At 32.9% G+C, this 18,017-nt stretch carries 16 protein-coding genes and 4 pseudogenes; 9 read left to right on the top strand and 11 right to left on the bottom strand.

Annotated elements, in window-relative coordinates; all coding sequences use genetic code 11:
• The 4 genes and pseudogenes from IDG65_RS12990 to IDG65_RS12975 form a co-directional block, all read left to right on the top strand.
• Nucleotides 1–150 (top strand): annotated as a pseudogene (locus tag IDG65_RS12990) (IS200/IS605 family transposase); the annotation flags it as partial.
• A 500-nt stretch (nucleotides 151–650) separates the two neighbouring features.
• A complete protein-coding gene (locus IDG65_RS12985; RefSeq protein ID WP_000491382.1) occupies nucleotides 651–1,004 on the top strand; it encodes a DUF3147 family protein in 354 nt (117 codons plus the stop codon).
• A gap of 67 nt (nucleotides 1,005–1,071) precedes the next feature.
• Nucleotides 1,072–1,467, top strand: coding sequence for a DUF3147 family protein (locus IDG65_RS12980; RefSeq protein WP_000779136.1), 396 nt, complete (start codon nucleotides 1,072–1,074; stop codon nucleotides 1,465–1,467).
• Between the two features lie 259 nt (nucleotides 1,468–1,726).
• Complete coding sequence (locus tag IDG65_RS12975; RefSeq protein WP_001054129.1) at nucleotides 1,727–2,296, top strand: helix-turn-helix transcriptional regulator; 570 nt, start codon at nucleotides 1,727–1,729, stop codon at nucleotides 2,294–2,296.
• Between the two features lie 117 nt (nucleotides 2,297–2,413).
• On the opposite strand, the gene IDG65_RS12970 is transcribed toward IDG65_RS12975, so the two are convergent.
• The 3 genes and pseudogenes from IDG65_RS12970 to IDG65_RS12960 all read right to left on the bottom strand — a co-directional run.
• Nucleotides 2,414–2,614 (bottom strand): cold-shock protein, encoded by a 201-nt coding sequence (locus tag IDG65_RS12970; RefSeq protein WP_001059079.1) that lies wholly within the window; start codon nucleotides 2,612–2,614, stop codon nucleotides 2,414–2,416.
• A 392-nt stretch (nucleotides 2,615–3,006) separates the two neighbouring features.
• On the bottom strand, nucleotides 3,007–3,198 hold the full coding sequence (gene vraH / locus IDG65_RS12965) for a peptide resistance ABC transporter activity modulator VraH (RefSeq protein ID WP_000672039.1): 192 nt from the start codon (nucleotides 3,196–3,198) through the stop codon (nucleotides 3,007–3,009).
• A gap of 28 nt (nucleotides 3,199–3,226) precedes the next feature.
• Nucleotides 3,227–3,553, bottom strand: a pseudogene (locus IDG65_RS12960) (IS30 family transposase); the annotation flags it as partial.
• An 11-nt stretch (nucleotides 3,554–3,564) separates the two neighbouring features.
• Here IDG65_RS12960 and IDG65_RS12955 point away from each other — a divergent pair.
• Nucleotides 3,565–3,654, top strand: a pseudogene (locus IDG65_RS12955) (toxin C-terminal domain-containing protein); the annotation flags it as partial.
• A 1-nt stretch (nucleotide 3,655) separates the two neighbouring features.
• Nucleotides 3,656–4,153 carry a hypothetical protein gene (locus IDG65_RS12950; protein WP_000586231.1) on the top strand — a complete coding sequence of 166 codons (498 nt, stop codon included), beginning with the start codon at nucleotides 3,656–3,658 and terminating at the stop codon, nucleotides 4,151–4,153.
• A 59-nt stretch (nucleotides 4,154–4,212) separates the two neighbouring features.
• Here IDG65_RS12950 and IDG65_RS12945 read toward each other — a convergent pair.
• From IDG65_RS12945 to vraD, 4 genes and pseudogenes are all read right to left on the bottom strand, one after another.
• Nucleotides 4,213–4,725, bottom strand: a pseudogene (locus tag IDG65_RS12945) (IS30 family transposase); the annotation flags it as partial.
• Nucleotides 4,726–4,760: 35 nt separating this feature from the next.
• Nucleotides 4,761–4,952 (bottom strand): peptide resistance ABC transporter activity modulator VraH, encoded by a 192-nt coding sequence (gene vraH / locus IDG65_RS12940; protein WP_000672042.1) that lies wholly within the window; start codon nucleotides 4,950–4,952, stop codon nucleotides 4,761–4,763.
• A gap of 91 nt (nucleotides 4,953–5,043) precedes the next feature.
• On the bottom strand, nucleotides 5,044–6,924 hold the full coding sequence (gene vraE, locus IDG65_RS12935) for a peptide resistance ABC transporter permease subunit VraE (protein ID WP_000143677.1): 1,881 nt from the start codon (nucleotides 6,922–6,924) through the stop codon (nucleotides 5,044–5,046).
• Nucleotides 6,914–7,672, bottom strand: coding sequence for a peptide resistance ABC transporter ATP-binding subunit VraD (vraD, locus tag IDG65_RS12930; protein ID WP_000154162.1), 759 nt, complete (start codon nucleotides 7,670–7,672; stop codon nucleotides 6,914–6,916). Before vraD ends, vraE begins: the two co-directional genes overlap by 11 nt.
• 289 nt (nucleotides 7,673–7,961) lie before the next feature.
• Between vraD and IDG65_RS12925 the strand changes: the two genes are divergently transcribed.
• Nucleotides 7,962–8,474, top strand: coding sequence for an HdeD family acid-resistance protein (locus IDG65_RS12925; protein ID WP_001029676.1), 513 nt, complete (start codon nucleotides 7,962–7,964; stop codon nucleotides 8,472–8,474).
• A gap of 133 nt (nucleotides 8,475–8,607) precedes the next feature.
• Here the strand turns inward: IDG65_RS12925 and IDG65_RS12920 are convergent, their stop codons facing one another.
• From IDG65_RS12920 to IDG65_RS12910, 3 genes are all read right to left on the bottom strand, one after another.
• Nucleotides 8,608–9,408, bottom strand: coding sequence for an arylamine N-acetyltransferase family protein (locus tag IDG65_RS12920; RefSeq protein ID WP_001017411.1), 801 nt, complete (start codon nucleotides 9,406–9,408; stop codon nucleotides 8,608–8,610).
• 242 nt (nucleotides 9,409–9,650) lie between these two features.
• Nucleotides 9,651–10,667: a HoxN/HupN/NixA family nickel/cobalt transporter gene (locus IDG65_RS12915; protein ID WP_000215648.1), complete on the bottom strand. Its 1,017-nt coding sequence runs from the start codon at nucleotides 10,665–10,667 to the stop codon at nucleotides 9,651–9,653.
• Between the two features lie 165 nt (nucleotides 10,668–10,832).
• Nucleotides 10,833–11,408, bottom strand: coding sequence for a helix-hairpin-helix domain-containing protein (locus tag IDG65_RS12910; RefSeq protein WP_000174567.1), 576 nt, complete (start codon nucleotides 11,406–11,408; stop codon nucleotides 10,833–10,835).
• Nucleotides 11,409–11,628: 220 nt separating this feature from the next.
• Here IDG65_RS12910 and rarD point away from each other — a divergent pair, with 220 nt between their 5' ends.
• On the top strand, nucleotides 11,629–12,537 hold the full coding sequence (gene rarD / locus IDG65_RS12905; RefSeq protein WP_001091185.1) for an EamA family transporter RarD: 909 nt from the start codon (nucleotides 11,629–11,631) through the stop codon (nucleotides 12,535–12,537).
• Between the two features lie 412 nt (nucleotides 12,538–12,949).
• On the opposite strand, the gene IDG65_RS12900 is transcribed toward rarD, so the two are convergent.
• Nucleotides 12,950–14,368, bottom strand: coding sequence for an anion permease (locus IDG65_RS12900; protein WP_000432361.1), 1,419 nt, complete (start codon nucleotides 14,366–14,368; stop codon nucleotides 12,950–12,952).
• 377 nt (nucleotides 14,369–14,745) lie between these two features.
• Here IDG65_RS12900 and cna point away from each other — a divergent pair.
• The coding region (gene cna / locus IDG65_RS12895; RefSeq protein ID WP_206174135.1) for a collagen adhesin Cna at nucleotides 14,746–18,017 on the top strand (3,272 nt) is incomplete at its 3' end.

The raw sequence follows: 18,017 nt of genomic DNA, 5'->3' as shown, positions 1-18,017 counted from the left end.
GTGGATACAGTAGGTAGAAATAAAAAAGTGATTGAAAATTATATTCGTAATCAATTACAAGAGGATATCGTTGCAGACCAAATCTCAATGGAAGAATATTTAGATCCTTTCACTGGAGAGAAAAATAGAAAAAGAAAGAAAAAAGAGTAACCCTTTAGGGTTGCTGGAATAGTAGTGCAGTTGGCTGACTTTTCAGTGCCCTTTTAGGGCTGGCCAGTAAGGAAGGCTTATAGCCGCTGAACAAACCACCCGTTCACACGGGTGGTTTTGATTTGTTTTACGTGAAACATAAAAATTTATATTTATATGTTGATCAGGCTGGTACATAAATCAATGTTCTATGCTCTACGAAGTTATATTGGCAGTAGTTGACTGAACGAAAATGCGCTTGTAACAAGCTTTTTTCAATTCTAGTCAACCTTGCTGGGGTGGGACGACGAAATAAATTTTGCGAAAATATCATTTCTGTCCCACTCCCTAATTTGAGCTGGATATACTTTCATTTGAACCCTTTATTGCTAGTTTATGAAAGTATCATGAAAGCTTTATGAACATCGCTTGAGTTGCCTTTACAGTAGAAAATTTAAGTTTTACACTTTGTGTGAATGATACGTTTTGTATTGAATTAATTATAGAAAGGTACGTTGAAGATGTTTTCAATTGGAAGTGCAATTCTTCATTTTGTCATTGGTGGTATCGCTGTTGCATTAGCTTCAATTATTGCTGATAAGGTAGGTGGTAAGTTAGGAGGTATTATAGCTACTATGCCGGCAGTCTTTCTTGCGGCTATTATCGCATTAGCTTTAGATCATCGTGGTACGCAATTAGTGGAGATGTCGATGAATCTTAGTACTGGAGCAATTGTCGGTATTCTGTCTTGTATATTAACTGTATTTTTGACATCTCTCTACATTAAGCATAAAGGTTATCGGAAAGGCGCAATATTCACAGTTGTTTGTTGGTTTGTCATTTCCCTCGCAATATTCAGTATTAGACATTTATAGTTTGGAAAATGCGTGATAATTAGTTGTATTCAGTTATTAAGTAATAAATTATTGGAGGCAGAACATCATGAAATTAACATTAATGAAATTTTTTGTGGGGGGATTTGCAGTATTATTAAGTTATATTGTATCTGTAACACTACCTTGGAAAGAATTTGGCGGTATATTTGCAACGTTTCCGGCAGTATTTTTAGTGTCTATGTTTATTACAGGTATGCAATATGGTGATAAAGTCGCTGTGCATGTAAGTCGTGGCGCAGTGTTTGGTATGACAGGGGTATTAGTTTGTATTTTAGTTACATGGATGATGTTACATATGACGCACATGTGGTTGATTAGCATTGTTGTTGGTTTCCTAAGCTGGTTCATCAGTGCAGTATGTATTTTTGAAGCGGTAGAATTTATAGCACAAAAAAGATTAGAAAAGCATAGTTGGAAAGCTGGAAAATCGAATAGTAAATAGTGTGAACGTAATCTCTTAACTAGGACTAACTTTGCAAGCATTGAATAGCATGGAAAAGTTGCATCATTAATAAGTGAAATTCAAGTTGGCATTGAGAAAATTACAAGCGCGTAATCATACAGGTCTGTCTTAAGGGAGTCTTCGAACCCCGATGTTGTCGTATGTCAAAACATTTAGTCAATCATACAGGTGACTTGATTTAACTTTATCTGATAGTCTGATTGTAATGATTGTACTAATTGAATGGAGGCGTATGTAATTGAATCTGAGTAAACAAATTAAAAAATATAGGGAACGAGATGGTTATTCACAAGAATATCTTGCTGAAAAGTTATATGTATCTAGGCAGAGTATTTCTAATTGGGAAAATGACAAAAGCTTACCAGACATACATAACTTATTAATGATGTGCGAATTGTTCAATGTAACTTTAGATGATTTAGTAAAAGGGACTATTCCATTTGTACCTGATATTAAAGTGCAACGAAGTCTTAACTTATGGACATATGTGATGCTTATTTTCATGACATTAGCTGCAATTTTAATGGGACCTTTAGTTGTTTATTGGAATTGGACTTGGGGTATAACGGTGGCAATCATTTTGGGAATAGGCTTTTATGCATCTATGAAAATAGAAGATTTAAAAAAAGTGCATAAAATGGACAACTACGATCGAATTGTTGCTTTTATGAATGGAAAAGATCCTAGTGAAGTACAAACGACTAAAGCTAGAAATACGATGACAAATGCGCTTTCTATTATATCAGTAGTTGGTACACTCAGCCTCATAATTTTCCTTAGTGTGTATTTGGCAAATAAATTTTTATAAATCATCATCGTATCGTCTCATATTATCCGAAATAGCATAAAAAAATACCAACAAGGTTCTAAACCTTGTTGGTAATCAAAGCGATTCATTTATAATGAGTCGTTTTATTTTGTAAGATTAAACAGTTTGTACGTTAACTGCTTGGTCTCCACGTTGACCTTCAGTGATTTCGAAAGTAACTTTTTGACCTTCTTCTAAAGTTTTGTAGCCATCGCTAGCGATACCTGAGAAATGTACGAATACGTCTCCGCCATTTTCTTGTTCGATGAAACCAAAACCTTTTTCTGCGTTAAACCATTTTACTGTACCGTTATTCATATAGAAAACCTCCATGTGCTTTTGCACTTAATATTTGTAACAAATTCATAACTAAAAAAGAGGATATTCTAAACAAATACACTACAATTTAATTCACGAGCTTTTATTACGTAAGACCAACTATACGCTCATATTGGCATAATGTACAGTGTTTTTTGAAAATAAATTAAAAAAGATTTTTAAAAACCTTAGAAACGTTGATTTAAAGGGGTTTATAAAAATAAAAAAATTGTAGTCTTTTATGGTGTTTGCTAGTTTTCAAAGTGACATATCGTTTAAACATGATGATTTTATAAGCAATCCATAAAAAACAAGCAGCGATAAACGCTACTTGTTGATATTAAAATCTGACTTGAAAGGTCATAGCAATGTTCTATACCGATGGAATGTGCTTACTTGCCTTTTTCTTCACGACGTTTTAAATAATAGGAGCCACCTAATAAACCAGCTGGAATGCCTATCATTGGTGTTGTGAATGAGCTTAATACAATAACAAGTATTGTTAAAGCAATGACGTTATACCAAGTTACAGTCAAATTTTTCAAATCCTCATATGATTGTTTTACTAATTCTCTAAATTTCATGATTCAATCTCTCCTTTTTTATAAATCTTTAGATTGTCAAATTAAGCTGGACAAGTTTATCATCTTCGATGAAACTCATAAATACTTCCAATGGTGTTCTATAACCTAAAGATTTTCTAGGATGATGATTGATTTTTTGAGCAACACTGATGATATGATCATCCGTTACTAAATTGAAATCTAGTTCTTTATCTAATCCACTGCGTCTAATTATTCCGTTAGAATGTTCATTTAAACCTCGCTGTGATGGCGTGCCTGGATCAGCAAAAAATATAGATATATCGTGACAGTTACATAATGTTTTCCAGTTTGAGAACTCCTTACCACAATCAAAAGTAATTGATTTAAATATATGAGAAGATAAAATGGAAAGGTGCAAGCAGTATTAATAATTTAGGTAGCAAGAAAACAAGAAGTGGTACATACGATGCTAACCTAAAAAGAATTGGAGATTAAAATGATTATTAACCTTGAAACACAACAAATACATTTTGATTTAGAACATGAAATTCCCTATTTTCAAGCACCTGAGAAAAATAGGATACGCTTAGATATTGATGTTCTCAATAAAAAGCAAATTTCTAATATTATTAATGTTATATTTAATAACCAATCAAAGACGAAATGTACATTTTTGTCTGAATACTTATATCCTGTTAAATTTAGAGAAAAAACAAGAATTGGTCGTTTTTTTAATATTACTAACTGGTACGAAGAAATCCATTCTACCGATGAGAAGTATGTTATTGCAACTATTAAAAATATAAAAAACAAAGACTTAATTGATTATTCTTTATATATTAAAATAGGTTTAGTGGAGCCATTTATTGTATTCTATAATCAAGAAAATATATTCTACATTAGCAATGCTGTTATAGATATCATCAGTGTATCCAAAGATACTCTTGATTATATAAAGTCAGAATTCAATGATCACTGTGCTTCGCCATACTGATTTTATAGCACAGAGAAAAGCCGTAGTTTCGAAGAGACCAACGGCTTTTTTATATAGCTTTAGATTGTCAAATTAAGCTGGACAAGTTTATCATCTTCGATGAAACTCATAAATACTTCCAATGTTGTTCTATAACCTAAAGATTTTCTAGGATGATGATTGATTTTTTGAGCAACACTGATGATATGATCATCCGTTACTAAATTGAAATCTAGTTCTTTATTTAATCCACTGCGTCTAAGTATTCCGTTAGAATGTTCATTTAAACCTCGCTGTGATGGCGTGCTTGGATCAGCAAAAAATATAGATATATTGTGACAGTTGCTTATTGTTTTCCAGTTTGAGAACTCCTTACCACAATCAAAAGTAATTGATTTAAATATATGAGAAGGTAAAGATGAAAACATTGAGTGTAGAGCGTTTTCTATATCAGTTGCCTTACGACCTAAGGGTCGTAAGGTGATAATCATCTTGGATACTCTTTCTACCAAAGTAATGAATGCACTACCATGACGACGACCAACAATAGTATCTCCTTCAAGATGTCCTAACTCCTTATGTTTTCTTTGGTAGGAAATACATATTGAGTTTAGCACAGAAGGCTTATTTATTTACCTTTTTCTTCACGGCGTTTTAAATAATAAGCGCCACCTAATAAACCAGCTGGAATACCTATAATTGGTGTTGTAACTACGCTTAAGACAATAACAATCATTGTTAAAGCAATGACGTTATACCAAGTTACAGTCAAATTTTTCAAATCCTCGTATGATTGTTTTACTAATTCTCTAAATTTCATGATTCAATCTCTCCTTTTTATAAATCAGTTAATAGTTATACTGCATTGCTTAAAATCAAAATCTCAATGAAGCATCTTTTAATCGTAAGTGTTAAATGGTTTTCTTAATCAATTTGTTTGAATGTACAAAAGCAATTAAAGCAAAAGTAATGTAAATGAGTGTGTATACAACAATTACTACAATAACCGGCATGAAGGAAATATTACCCATCAATTTCATAAATGCTATTGCGGCGAATACTGCATGTAATATAGCAATCAATAATGGTAAACCGAAGTTGAAAGTAATTTTTAATAATAATCCCTTAAGCATATCTGTATGCGTAAAGCCTATGCGTTTTAATATTCTGAAGTTACTTAGTTCATCCTCAGTTTCATCCATTTGTTTAATATAAATAATACATCCAGCTGCTACTAAAAATGCTAATCCTAAAAATGATGTAACAAATATTAGAATACCGTTAGTAGCATCGACCTCTTTTTTCATTTCATCATACGTGATGACTTTGTCTCCAAACTGTTTTGCAATTGCTTGAGCTTTTTCCTTTTGTGATGTTTGTTTAATATCATATCCATAAAAAGTATGAACGTTATTTTGTGTTTTCAACTGCTGATACTTTTCAGGACTTACTTCGACGACAGGTGAGTTGAAGCTTAGATTTAAAGGATAAACCTTACCTTTGTCTTCTTGTGTAACACGGAAAGTCTCGTTCTTTGTACCTTTTACTACTAAATCTTTGTTTAAATGAATATTAATCACGTTAGGCAGCGATTTTGTATTTGTAATGATGGCATTGTTGCCTGTTAACTTGTTATTTGCACTTAATATTGAATTCGTGCGACCTGAATCACTACCATTTTCCAAAGTAATAACCTGATCTTTAACATTATCTACAGTAATAGTTTCGTAAGCATTTTTAGAAAATGTAATTTGTTGTTGGCTTAGTTTAGTTTCAAATTGTTTAGCATCTTGAGTAGCGACCACGTTAAATTCATTTGGTGCCATAGATGTAAGGGTTTGATCTGTATTTGATTTAGATAATGCCGCGAAACACAATACAGTTACTGTAACTGCAGAAATAATTGCAATGATAGTTAAAGACATGGCATTTTTCTTCATTCTGTACATAATAGACGATGTGAATACAACATCGGTAATAGATACGCGTCCATTTTTTGATTTTTTCAATGTTTTAAAAATAAGTGACACGGAACTTCTGAAGAATAAATAGGCGCCTACAACCGTTAAAAATAAAATGATAAACGGTGATGTCATAGCCATAGTTAGTGCTTTGAACATACCAAACATTTCTGTCGCCATATAATATCCTAGTGCAATCATAGCAATACCTAATACGCCTGAAATAATCTCTGCAGTCGTTACTTTAGCAGTTGTAACATCAGTTTTAATTGAGTCTTTCATCATTGATAAGATACTACGTCTTTTTAGAAATAAAGCACTTTGAAATAAAATCAGTACATACGCAATAATTAGCATGAAAATAGTTAAAACAAGGGCCATAGGTTCGAAATGTATCGATAAGTTAATCGATAACGACATCAATTTAGATACAATGGAAAGCAATAATTGTGCACCTGCAATGCCACATAATACACCGACAACACCTGTGATTAAAAATACAATCATTTGTTCAAGTGCTAACATTTTCAAAATGTTTTGTCGTGTTAAACCAATCAACTGAAATAGCGCAAATTCACGTGTACGGCGTTTCACGAATAAATGATTGGCATACATTAAAAAGATGACAATAATGATAAATAAAAATATTGATCCGACTAAAGCACCTTTCTTAATGATGGCCATCGAGTCATCATTATTTACACCTTTAGTAAACTGTAAGGTTGTAAAACTGAAATATAAGACGATGCTAAAAAATAATGAAAATAAATACATTGCATAATGTTTTAAGTTTTGACGTAAGTTTTTTAAAACGATATGGTTAAATGTCATTTGAGACACCACCTAATACTGATTGAAGATGTACAATGTCTTCATAAAAGGCCTGTTTAGAACGTCCTTCCTGATAAAGTTGTGTATGAATTTGGCCATCTTTTAGCATGATGACACGTTCTGCAAAACTTGCTGCAACCGGATCATGTGTAACCATGACAATAGTTGTATCAAACGATTTATTCATTTCTTCCAAACGTTGTAATAAGTCATTTGCACTTTTCGAGTCGAGTGCGCCTGTTGGCTCATCTGCAAATATGATTTGTGGTTTATGAACAAATGCTCTCGCTGCTGCAGTTCTTTGTTGTTGACCACCAGATAATTCGCTAGGGTATTTATTTCCCAGGTCATAAATACCTAATGCTGTAGTAATCGCTTTATAATTTTCTTCCATTGTTGCTTTCGACATTTTTTGAACAGATAAAGGTAACATAATGTTTTCTTTAACAGTTAATGTCGGCAGAATACTGTAATCTTGGAAGATGAAACCTAATGATTCTTTACGGAATTTGGCAAGTGCTTTTTGATTAAGTTTATTAAGCTCTTGTCCGTTAGCAATCACGCTACCGCTAGAAATTTGGTCAATTGAACTTAGTACATTTAATAAGGTTGTCTTACCTGATCCAGAAGGCCCCATAATCGCAACGAATTCGCCTTTTTGTATGTCAAAGTTAATATCTTTAAGTGCTTGAAATGTGTGCTTTTTACCGTATGTTTTTGAAACATGTTGCACTGATAATATCGTCATAGTATCACTCCTTTTGTATTTAATTTCATTTTAAATAATGTTTGGAGTAGTAGCCTTTATCTAAACTTACAATTCAATGTTTGAATCTTACATAGTTGAAAGATATTAATATATCGTGATTTTCTCGGGTGAATTTGGATTATTGGAAAGCAATTCAACTAATCTGAGCATCACAGTATTAGCAGTGAGGAAATGTTTCTATAAGTTAAGATGAGGGAATTTAAACAATGAATAATAGTGGCACTAATGAAAATATAAAGAGGGCTTTATTTGAAAGGAATTGATTTTTATGGCAAAAGCAAACCAAGGTATTAAATGGTCTAGTTTAATAATGGGTGTATTATTATTAATGTTGGCAGTTGTTATTTTTACATTCCCAATTGAAAATTTTTATGCTATTACCTGGTTGATTGGACTGTTTGTATTAATTAACGGTGTGATTCAAATCATTTACCGTAGAAAAGCAAAAGCTTTAGTAGGTGGTAACCAAAATTGGATTCTGTTTATGGGGATTGTAGATATTCTCTTTGGTCTTATTGTCATTTTTAATGTTGGCGCTAGCTCGGCATTTTTTATCTACATGTTTGCATTCTGGTTCATTTTTAGTTCTATTGCAGGATTATTTACGTTTACGGGTAGTGGTAGCTTAAAATTAATTTCAGTGATTTTTAATTTATTAGGTATTGTTTTCGGTGTCATTTTATTATTTAATCCATTAATGGGTATCGTCTTTATTTCGACGATGATTGCTATTGCATTTGTATTCGTAGGTGTCATTTATGTTGTAGATGCACTTGCTTAAGTAAAATGAAGCGGTTCAAAAGAAGGGTGTGACATGAAGTTTGTGTCATATCCTTTTTGTTGTGTTTATGAAGCATAAAAAAGGGGCGCTACCTACAATAAGTAAGATACGCCCATATTTTTATATTTTACTATTATTGTTTTTCAATACGATTAATAGTTATATCTAGTCCAAAATATTTTTCTAAAAAATGTTTATAGTTATCTTTAGTGACAGCTAACTTTTCTGAGATGCCATCCTTTGCTTTTGTCAAAGTTAAATGATTTTCAGACATTGTAGCGCGTCCAAATGATTGTGGCATTGTAATTAATAAATGCTGTACAAATATTGAATCTGGGTTGGTTTGGTTATATTCGATGTTGCTATTAAAATCTTCTATTTGTTTAGGTTTGAATTCAGCTTCATATTTTGTATGCCAATGATCATTTTCGAATTTTTGAACATAGAAAATATCCTTGTCTTCGTTGTTAAAAATAGCGCGGAATGTACCACTGATATCAGTAATTGGTTGTGTATGCTCAGATGAAGTAATAGGAATGACATGTAGAGGTAAGTCTCCAAAGCCAACATCAGTTACATAGAATACATCATTTATAGAAACAACAAGTGAAGCATGTGAACCGTTCAGACTACGACCGCCACCGGGTGTGTGAATAGTAGCTGACATTAATTCAGGATTAAATCCTTTTTGTTGTAAATATGCTTTGAAAAATGTATTTAACTCATAACAAAAACCACCGCGTTTATCATGAACAATTTTATTGAAAAGTGCATCGATATCTACAGATATTGGTTTACCATTTTGAACATCAATATTTTCGAAAGGCACCGTTAACATAAAGCGAGTCGCATAATAATTTAATGCTTCAATACTCGGTTGATTATAACGAGTTGGTTCAATTTGGAGATAATCTTCTAACTTTGCAATATTCATTAGTATACCGCCTCCTGTATTAAAGATTATAATTAAATTTTAAACAGAAATGCTGAAATTTTAAATTCGAAAGCATTGAATTTTGGATAAATACATTTTAAATAGAAAAATACGCTCTCAAAATGAAGTCATCTCTAAAAGAAACGATTTAAAGATGACAACAGAGAGCATATCCTAAATGAGTCAGTATGCAGGGTGTCTAAAAATGCAACAATACAAAGGTAGTTGCAAGACAAGTTACTTTATTTAGACCATTTGTGTTCTATGCGACCAAACTTCCAAATTAAACTTGAAATAAGCCAAGTAATTAAAAATAATGCAACTAAAATATAACCTAAATAATCAAATTCGATCGAACCAATGAATGCCCAAAACGCACCATGTAAATCTAGCTTATCAGCAAGAATTTGTAGCAATTCAATCATCCCAATCACTAATGCTGCCATGACTGATATCGCAGTAATCGTTATATTGTAATAGATTTTGCGAATAGGATTGAAGAATGCCCAATTATAGGCATACTTCATTACAACACCATCTAATGTATCCAATAAACTCATACCTGATGCGAATAAAATTGGTAAAGATAAGATTCCGATAAATGAAATGGCTTGTTGTGATGCGCCTGAAGAAAGAGCGAGTAACGCAATTTCACTAGCTGTATCAAAACCAAGTCCAAATAAAAAGCCAAGTGGCAATACGTGCCAACTACGCGTGATTAATTTGAAATAAGGTCCTACAAATCGAGAAACCAATCCTCTAGATTCAAGTAATGCATCGACTTCAGCTTCTTCAATGTGTTCACGACGTAATTTAGCGAACAAGTTAATTAAAGAGATTAAAATAATTAGATTCAACACACCGATAAGCACTAAAAAGAAACCTGAAACTAGTGTACCAATCGTTCCACCAATATCTTGGAAATGCGGTAATTCATCTTTAGCCCATTTTACAGATACCCCTAAAAAAACAGCCATTAAAAATACGACAGATGAATGTCCAATTGAAAAATAGAAACCTACACCAGATGGATCTTTGCGTTGCTGTAATAATTTGCGAACCGTATTATCTATCGCGGCGATATGATCTGCATCAAATGCATGACGCAAACCTAATGTATATGCAAGAATCCCCATACCAAATAAGATATGATGGTCTTTTCCAGCAATCCATAAAAAACTAAACCCAATAACGTGTAACAAAATGACAATAGCTATGTATGGTAACCAGCTTAAACGCTGATTTTTAAAAACAGTCAAAATATATCCTTCTTTCATAACATGATATTTAATCATACTGTATGTTCAATGTGCACTCTAGTAATAAATGTTCATATAACAAAAATGTTATACAAAATTATTTTTTATATAAAAATATACATGTAACCGCAAAAGAATTTTTTGAGATATATATAATTTGATACATTAATCAACAACAATGTAAGATGTCACTTTGCTTAACTTGGCATCCTTTTTATGATTTTCAAATTCAAAAAAATGAGCAAAATGAATCTCTTTACCAGTTTTTAATATTTCAATACCATGCATGGAACCTAAGCACCCATGTGTGATGCTGGAATGGATATTGAGACTAGCAACCTGATTGTAATGATTAGATAGTTCTTGAATTAATATTTGAGGTCCGTATATGTCAAAGCGGCCAGGGACAGACCAAATAAATTCTGTTGTAACCAGTGAACGTAATAATTCAATATCTAATGCTGCTGTAGCAACTATAAAATCTATCATTTGTTGACGTTTAGGCGCATGATTGCATGACACATCTCCTGTTAACTTAAAAGGTAATGATGAATGAACTTCCGTTTTAAAATGTAGTTGGTGCTGAAATAAAGCTTGTTCCAATATTGATATAGCTTTAGGACCAACGCCATGCATCTCCATTAGAGATGACTTCGTATATTGTGATACTGCTTCTAATGTGTATATACCTTGTGAATTTAGCGCGCGTGTTGCAGGCTTTCCAATTTTAGGTAAAGTCATTTGTATCCATCCTTTATGTTGTATGGTAGTCTTTCTGGCAATATACCCTGATTTGTACAGAATTATTTATAAAATTAATATTGTTTAGTGGTTGGTGAATAAATGTGGGAAATATAAACAAAATGATATCTTTATCGAAATATTATTAGTAAAATCGTTATATTAGCTTAACTAAGTGAGCGTAACATGTTAAAAATTGGGAGAGTAAGGAGGTATGTAAGTGAATACAGAATATAAAAAAGGTGTATTTTTAGCACTCAGTGCATACATTCTGTGGGGAATACTACCTATATATTGGCAGTTCGTTGATGCAATAGGCGCATTTGAAATTTTAGCCTTTCGTATTATATTTTCAGTAATATTCATGATTTTCATACTCGCGGTTGGACAAAAACAACGCAATGCATTTCAACGAGATATGAATCAATTGTTAGCCAAGCCCATTCAATTACTAGCAATTGTCGTAGCAGGCTATGTCATTACATTAAATTGGGGTACATTTATTTGGGCTGTAACGAACGGACACGTCCTACAAACAAGTTTAGGTTATTATATAAATCCACTTGTTAGCATTTTGCTCGCACTTATCTTTTTAAAAGAAAGATTCAATAAATTTGAATGGCTAGCCATTTTATTCGCATTCATCGGTGTATTATATATGACACTGAAAATTGGAGAATTCCCAATCGTCTCTATTATATTAGCGTTATCCTTTGGTACATATGGATTATTGAAAAAAGTAGTACATATTGATGCCATCAGCAGTATTACGATTGAATGTATTGTTACCGCACCTGCTGGACTCATATACGTTATTTATTTATGGCAGCAACATCAGATGTCATTTGGATTGAACATGTCATCATTTTGGTTGTTATTTTCTGGTGCTATTACGGCAATACCACTAATCCTATTCTCAGCCGGGGCAAAACGTATTCCACTTTCGTTAATAGGATTTATTCAATACGTTGGACCAACAATAATGTTTGTACTCGGCATATTTGTTTTCAAAGAGCCTTTTAGTATAGATCAATTAATTACGTTTATATTTATTTGGACAGGTATTGTGTTATATAGTCTTTCTCAATACATTAAATTGAAGAAACATCCGGTCGCAAAAACCCTATAAAATACGAGGAGAGATAATTATACGTGTTTTCAATTTCCTTTGTGTCATGATAAGGTGAGACTGAGGTATGTGTGCAGTAACAGTGATAGCCGTATAAATTTGAAACATTAAATATGAAATAAAGCACTTTCGTTGAATTCGCACTTAAAATGAATTTAAACGAAGGTGTTTTTTATTTCATGATTTATGAGGGCATACGTAATGTTGATCAATGAAACGGATTAGTATAGAAATGTATTTTATGTGATGTTACGTAATGACTTAAATCTTTATACAAATTTTCAGTGAAGTAGGCAATGATTTAAAGGATAAACGTATTTTAAAAAGGGAGTCTTGATTTAGCAAAGATTGATTTTAAATACAAATTAAAAAGCGCCTAAATCAATGAGATTCGAGCGCTAATTTAAATATTTTAAAATATACCAATTACTTTCATCCAAAGTGATCCTAAACCAATCCAGATAATAAAGTAGACGAAACCTAATATTAAGTTCATTGTCCACCAACGTTTTTGAGTCACGTAACCTGAAGAGAATAGAATCGGCGCTGGACCACTACTATAGTGTGTTGTTGAAGCTAATAGGTTACCGAAGAAACCTAACATTAATGCACTGAATAATGGTGGTGCACCGGCTGCGATGGCAACGCCTAGTAATGCTGCATACATCGCACTGATATGTGCTGTAGAACTTGCAAATAAGTAATGTGAATAGAAGTAGAACAATATTAAAATGACCAGTACTATAGGCCAGCTTAAGCCACCAAGACTTGTAGCAATGGATTTACTTAACCAAGGAATAAATCCAAGCTTGTTTAATTGGTCGGCCATTAACACTAATACTGAGAACCATACTAATGTGTTCCAAGCACCTGTTTCGTTTAAAATGTCTTGCCATGTTAAGACGCCTGTCAATAATAACAATGCTAGCGCAATAAAGGCCGTTAAAGTTGCATCAATATGAATGAAACTTCCAACAATCCATAATGTTAGAGCAATGACAAAAATACCAATCATAAATTTTTCAGCTAAATCGATTTTACCCATAGTCGCTAATTCATTTTCAGCCCAACTCTTAGCATTTGGTGTTTCTTTAACAGTTGGTGGATAAATTTTATAAATAATAAAAGGTACAACAATTAAGGAAACAAGTCCAGGAACTAAAGCAGCTAGGAACCAATTCATCCATGTAATGTGAACATTAGATGTGCTAGATGCTAAATTTTGTGCAAGGGGGTTACCGGCCATTGCAGTTAAAAACATAGCCGCAGTAATTAAATTACCTTGGAATTCTGTGAAAACAAGAAATGCACCCATTTTGCGTGCTGATCCGTCTTTCGGTTTCGAACCAAATGATTCAGAAAGTGATTTGATAATTGGGAACATGATTCCACCAGCACGCGCGGTATTACTTGGTGTAGCAGGCGCTAGAATTAAATCTACACCGACGATAGAATATGCTAATCCTAATGTTTTTTTACCAAATAATTTGACGAAATGAAGTGCGATCCGTCTACCAAGACCTGTTTTCACAAATCCTCTCGAAATGAAAAATGCCATAGCAATTAACCAAATGCTATTATTACCAAAACCAGCGACAGCCGTTTTCATGTCAACAATTCCAACGAGTACCATGATTGTAAATCCAATTATAGAGACGGCCCCAATTGGCATCGGTTGTGTAATACAAGCAATGATTGTCGCGACGAATATTGCGAACATATACCATGCTGTTGGATCCACAGCATCCGGTTTAAAAGGTGTAAGTGCCCAAATAAGGAGACCTACAACGATAGGGAGTATAAACTTACGATATTTAACCGTGTTTTCCATGTTAAAACGTCCTTCTTTCTATGTTTTATACATATTTCAATTTAAGAATAAAGCTAACTACAAAAGATGTACAGTAATAATTAAATATAAAATTAAATTAACGAAATCATTAATATAATTATTTTTCGATAATCGGTGAAGAACTGGTATAGATGGTGTTTATTAAATTTAAAAGATTTTGAAAATGAACTAATATACTAAGAAATTAATTGATACAAGTTAACTTCATGCACTTGTATTCGTTATACTGTATATATTTTGCATAATAAAATAATAATATGAATTTTTGATAAATTCCATTGAATAAGAACTAAATTAGTTTATAATTTATCATTAGTATCCTATGGATATGACATAGATTATAAGGAGGGGTTTTTATGAACAAGAATGTGTTGAAGTTTATGGTCTTTATAATGTTATTAAATATCATCACGCCTTTATTTAATAAAAATGACGCATTTGCAGCACGAGATATTTCATCAACGAATGTTACAGATTTAACTGTATCACCGTCTAAGATAGAAGATGGTGGTAAAACGACAGTAAAAATGACATTCGACGATAAAAATGGAAAAATACAAAATGGTGACACGATTAAAGTGGCATGGCCGACAAGCGGTACAGTAAAGATAGAGGGTTATAGTAAAACAGTACCATTAACTGTTAAAGGTGAACAGGTGGGTCAAGCAGTTATTACACCAGACGGAGCAACAATTACATTCAATGATAAAGTAGAAAAATTAAGTGATGTTTCGGGATTTGCAGAATTTGAAGTACAAGGAAGAAATTTAACGCAAACAAATACTTCAGATGACAAAGTAGCTACGATAACATCTGGGAATAAATCAACGAATGTTACGGTTCATAAAAGTGAAGCGGGAACAAGTAGTGTTTTCTATTATAAAACTGGAGACATGCTGCCAGAAGATACGACACATGTACGATGGTTTTTAAATATTAATAATGAAAAAAGATATGTATCGAAAGATATAACTATAAAGGATCAGATTCAAGGTGGACAGCAGTTAGATTTAAGCACATTAAACATTAATGTGACAGGTACACATAGCAATTATTATAGTGGATCAAATGCAATTACTGATTTTGAAAAAGCTTTTCCAGGTTCTAAAATAACTGTTGATAATACGAAGAACACAATTGATGTAACAATTCCACAAGGCTATGGGTCATATAATAGTTTTTCAATTAACTACAAAACCAAAATTACGAATGAACAGCAAAAAGAGTTTGTTAATAATTCACAAGCTTGGTATCAAGAGCATGGTAAGGAAGAAGTGAACGGGAAATCATTTAATCATACTGTGCACAATATTAATGCTAATGCTGGTATTGAAGGTACTGTAAAAGGTGAATTAAAAGTTTTAAAACAGGATAAAGATACCAAGGCTCCTATAGCTAATGTAAAATTTAAACTTTCTAAAAAAGATGGATCAGTTGTAAAGGACAATCAAAAAGAAATTGAGATTATAACAGATGCAAACGGTATTGCTAATATTAAAGCGTTGCCTAGTGGAGACTATATTTTAAAAGAAATAGAGGCGCCAGCACCGTATACATTTGATAAGGATAAAGAATATCCGTTTACTATGAAAGATACAGATAATCAGGGATATTTTACGACTATTGAAAATGCAAAAGCGATAGAAAAAACAAAAGATGTTTCTGCTCAAAAGGTTTGGGAAGGATCTCAAAAAGTGAAACCAACGATTTATTTCAAGTTGTACAAACAAGATGACAATCAAAACACAACACCAGTAGACAAAGCAGAGATTAAAAAATTAGAAGATGGAACGACAAAAGTGACATGGTCTAATCTTCCAGAAAATGACAAAAATGGCAAGGCTATTAAATATTTAGTTAAAGAAGTAAATGCTCAAGGTGAAGATACAACACCAGAAGGATATACTAAAAAAGAAAATGGTTTAGTGGTTACTAATACTGAAAAACCAATTGAAACAACATCAATTAGCGGTGAAAAAGTATGGGACGACAAAGACAATCAAGATGGTAAGAGACCAGAAAAAGTCAGTGTGAATTTATTGGCTAATGGAGAGAAAGTAAAAACGGTAGATGTGACATCTGAAACAAACTGGAAGTACGAATTTAAAAACTTACCGAAGTATGATGAAGGAAAGAAAATAGAATATACAGTGACCGAAGATCACGTAAAAGACTACACAACAGACATCAACGGTACGACAATAACGAACAAGTATACACCAGGAGAGACATCGGCAACAGTAACAAAAAATTGGGATGACAATAATAACCAAGACGGAAAACGACCAACTGAAATCAAAGTTGAGTTATATCAAGATGGAAAAGCAACAGGAAAAACAGCAACATTAAATGAATCTAATAACTGGACCCATACGTGGGCAGGATTAGATGAAAAAGCAAAAGGTCAACAAGTAAAATACACAGTCGAGGAATTAACAAAGGTCAAAGGTTATACAACACATGTGGATAACAATGATATGGGCAACTTGATTGTGACGAATAAATATACGCCAGAAACAACATCAATTAGCGGTGAAAAAGTATGGGACGACAAAGATAATCAAGATGGTAAGAGACCAGAAAAAGTCAGTGTAAATTTATTGGCTAACGGAGAGAAAGTAGAAACGGTAGATGTAACATCTGAAACAAACTGGAAGTACGAATTTAAAAACTTACCGAAGTATGATGAAGGAAAGAAAATAGAATATACAGTGACCGAAGATCACGTAAAAGACTACACAACAGACATCAACGGTACGACAATAACGAACAAGTATACACCAGGAGAGACATCGGCAACAGTAACAAAAAATTGGGATGACAATAATAACCAAGACGGAAAACGACCAACTGAAATTAAAGTTGAGTTATATCAAGATGGAAAAGCAACAGGAAAAACGGCAACATTAAATGAATCTAATAACTGGACCCATACGTGGGCAGGATTAGATGAAAAAGCAAAAGGTCAACAAGTAAAATACACAGTTGAAGAATTAACAAAAGTTAAAGGCTATACAACACATGTGGATAACAATGATATGGGTAACTTGATTGTGACGAATAAATATACGCCAGAAACAACATCAATTAGCGGTGAAAAAGTATGGGACGACAAAGACAATCAAGATGGTAAGAGACCAGAAAAAGTCAGTATAAATTTATTGGCTAATGGAGAGAAAGTAAAAACGGTAGATGTGACATCTGAAACAAACTGGAAGTACGAATTTAAAAACTTACCGAAGTATGATGAAGGAAAGAAAATAGAATATACAGTGACCGAAGATCACGTAAAAGACTACACAACAGACATCAACGGTACGACAATAACGAACAAGTATACACCAGGAGAGACATCGGCAACAGTAACAAAAAATTGGGATGACAATAATAACCAAGACGGAAAACGACCAACTGAAATCAAAGTTGAGTTATATCAAGATGGAAAAGCAACAGGAAAAACGGCAACATTAAATGAATCTAATAACTGGAGCCATACGTGGACAGGATTAGATGAAAAAGCAAAAGGTCAACAAGTAAAATACACAGTCGAGGAATTAACAAAGGTCAAAGGTTATACAACACATGTGGATAACAATGATATAGGTAACTTGATTGTAACGAATAAATA

The sequence above is a fragment of the Staphylococcus sp. EG-SA-17 genome, assembly GCF_017151845.1.
Classification (GTDB): domain Bacteria; phylum Bacillota; class Bacilli; order Staphylococcales; family Staphylococcaceae; genus Staphylococcus; species Staphylococcus aureus.
The sequence above is the reverse complement of the archived record's forward strand: the minus strand, read 5'-3'. Positions and strand labels throughout refer to the sequence as shown.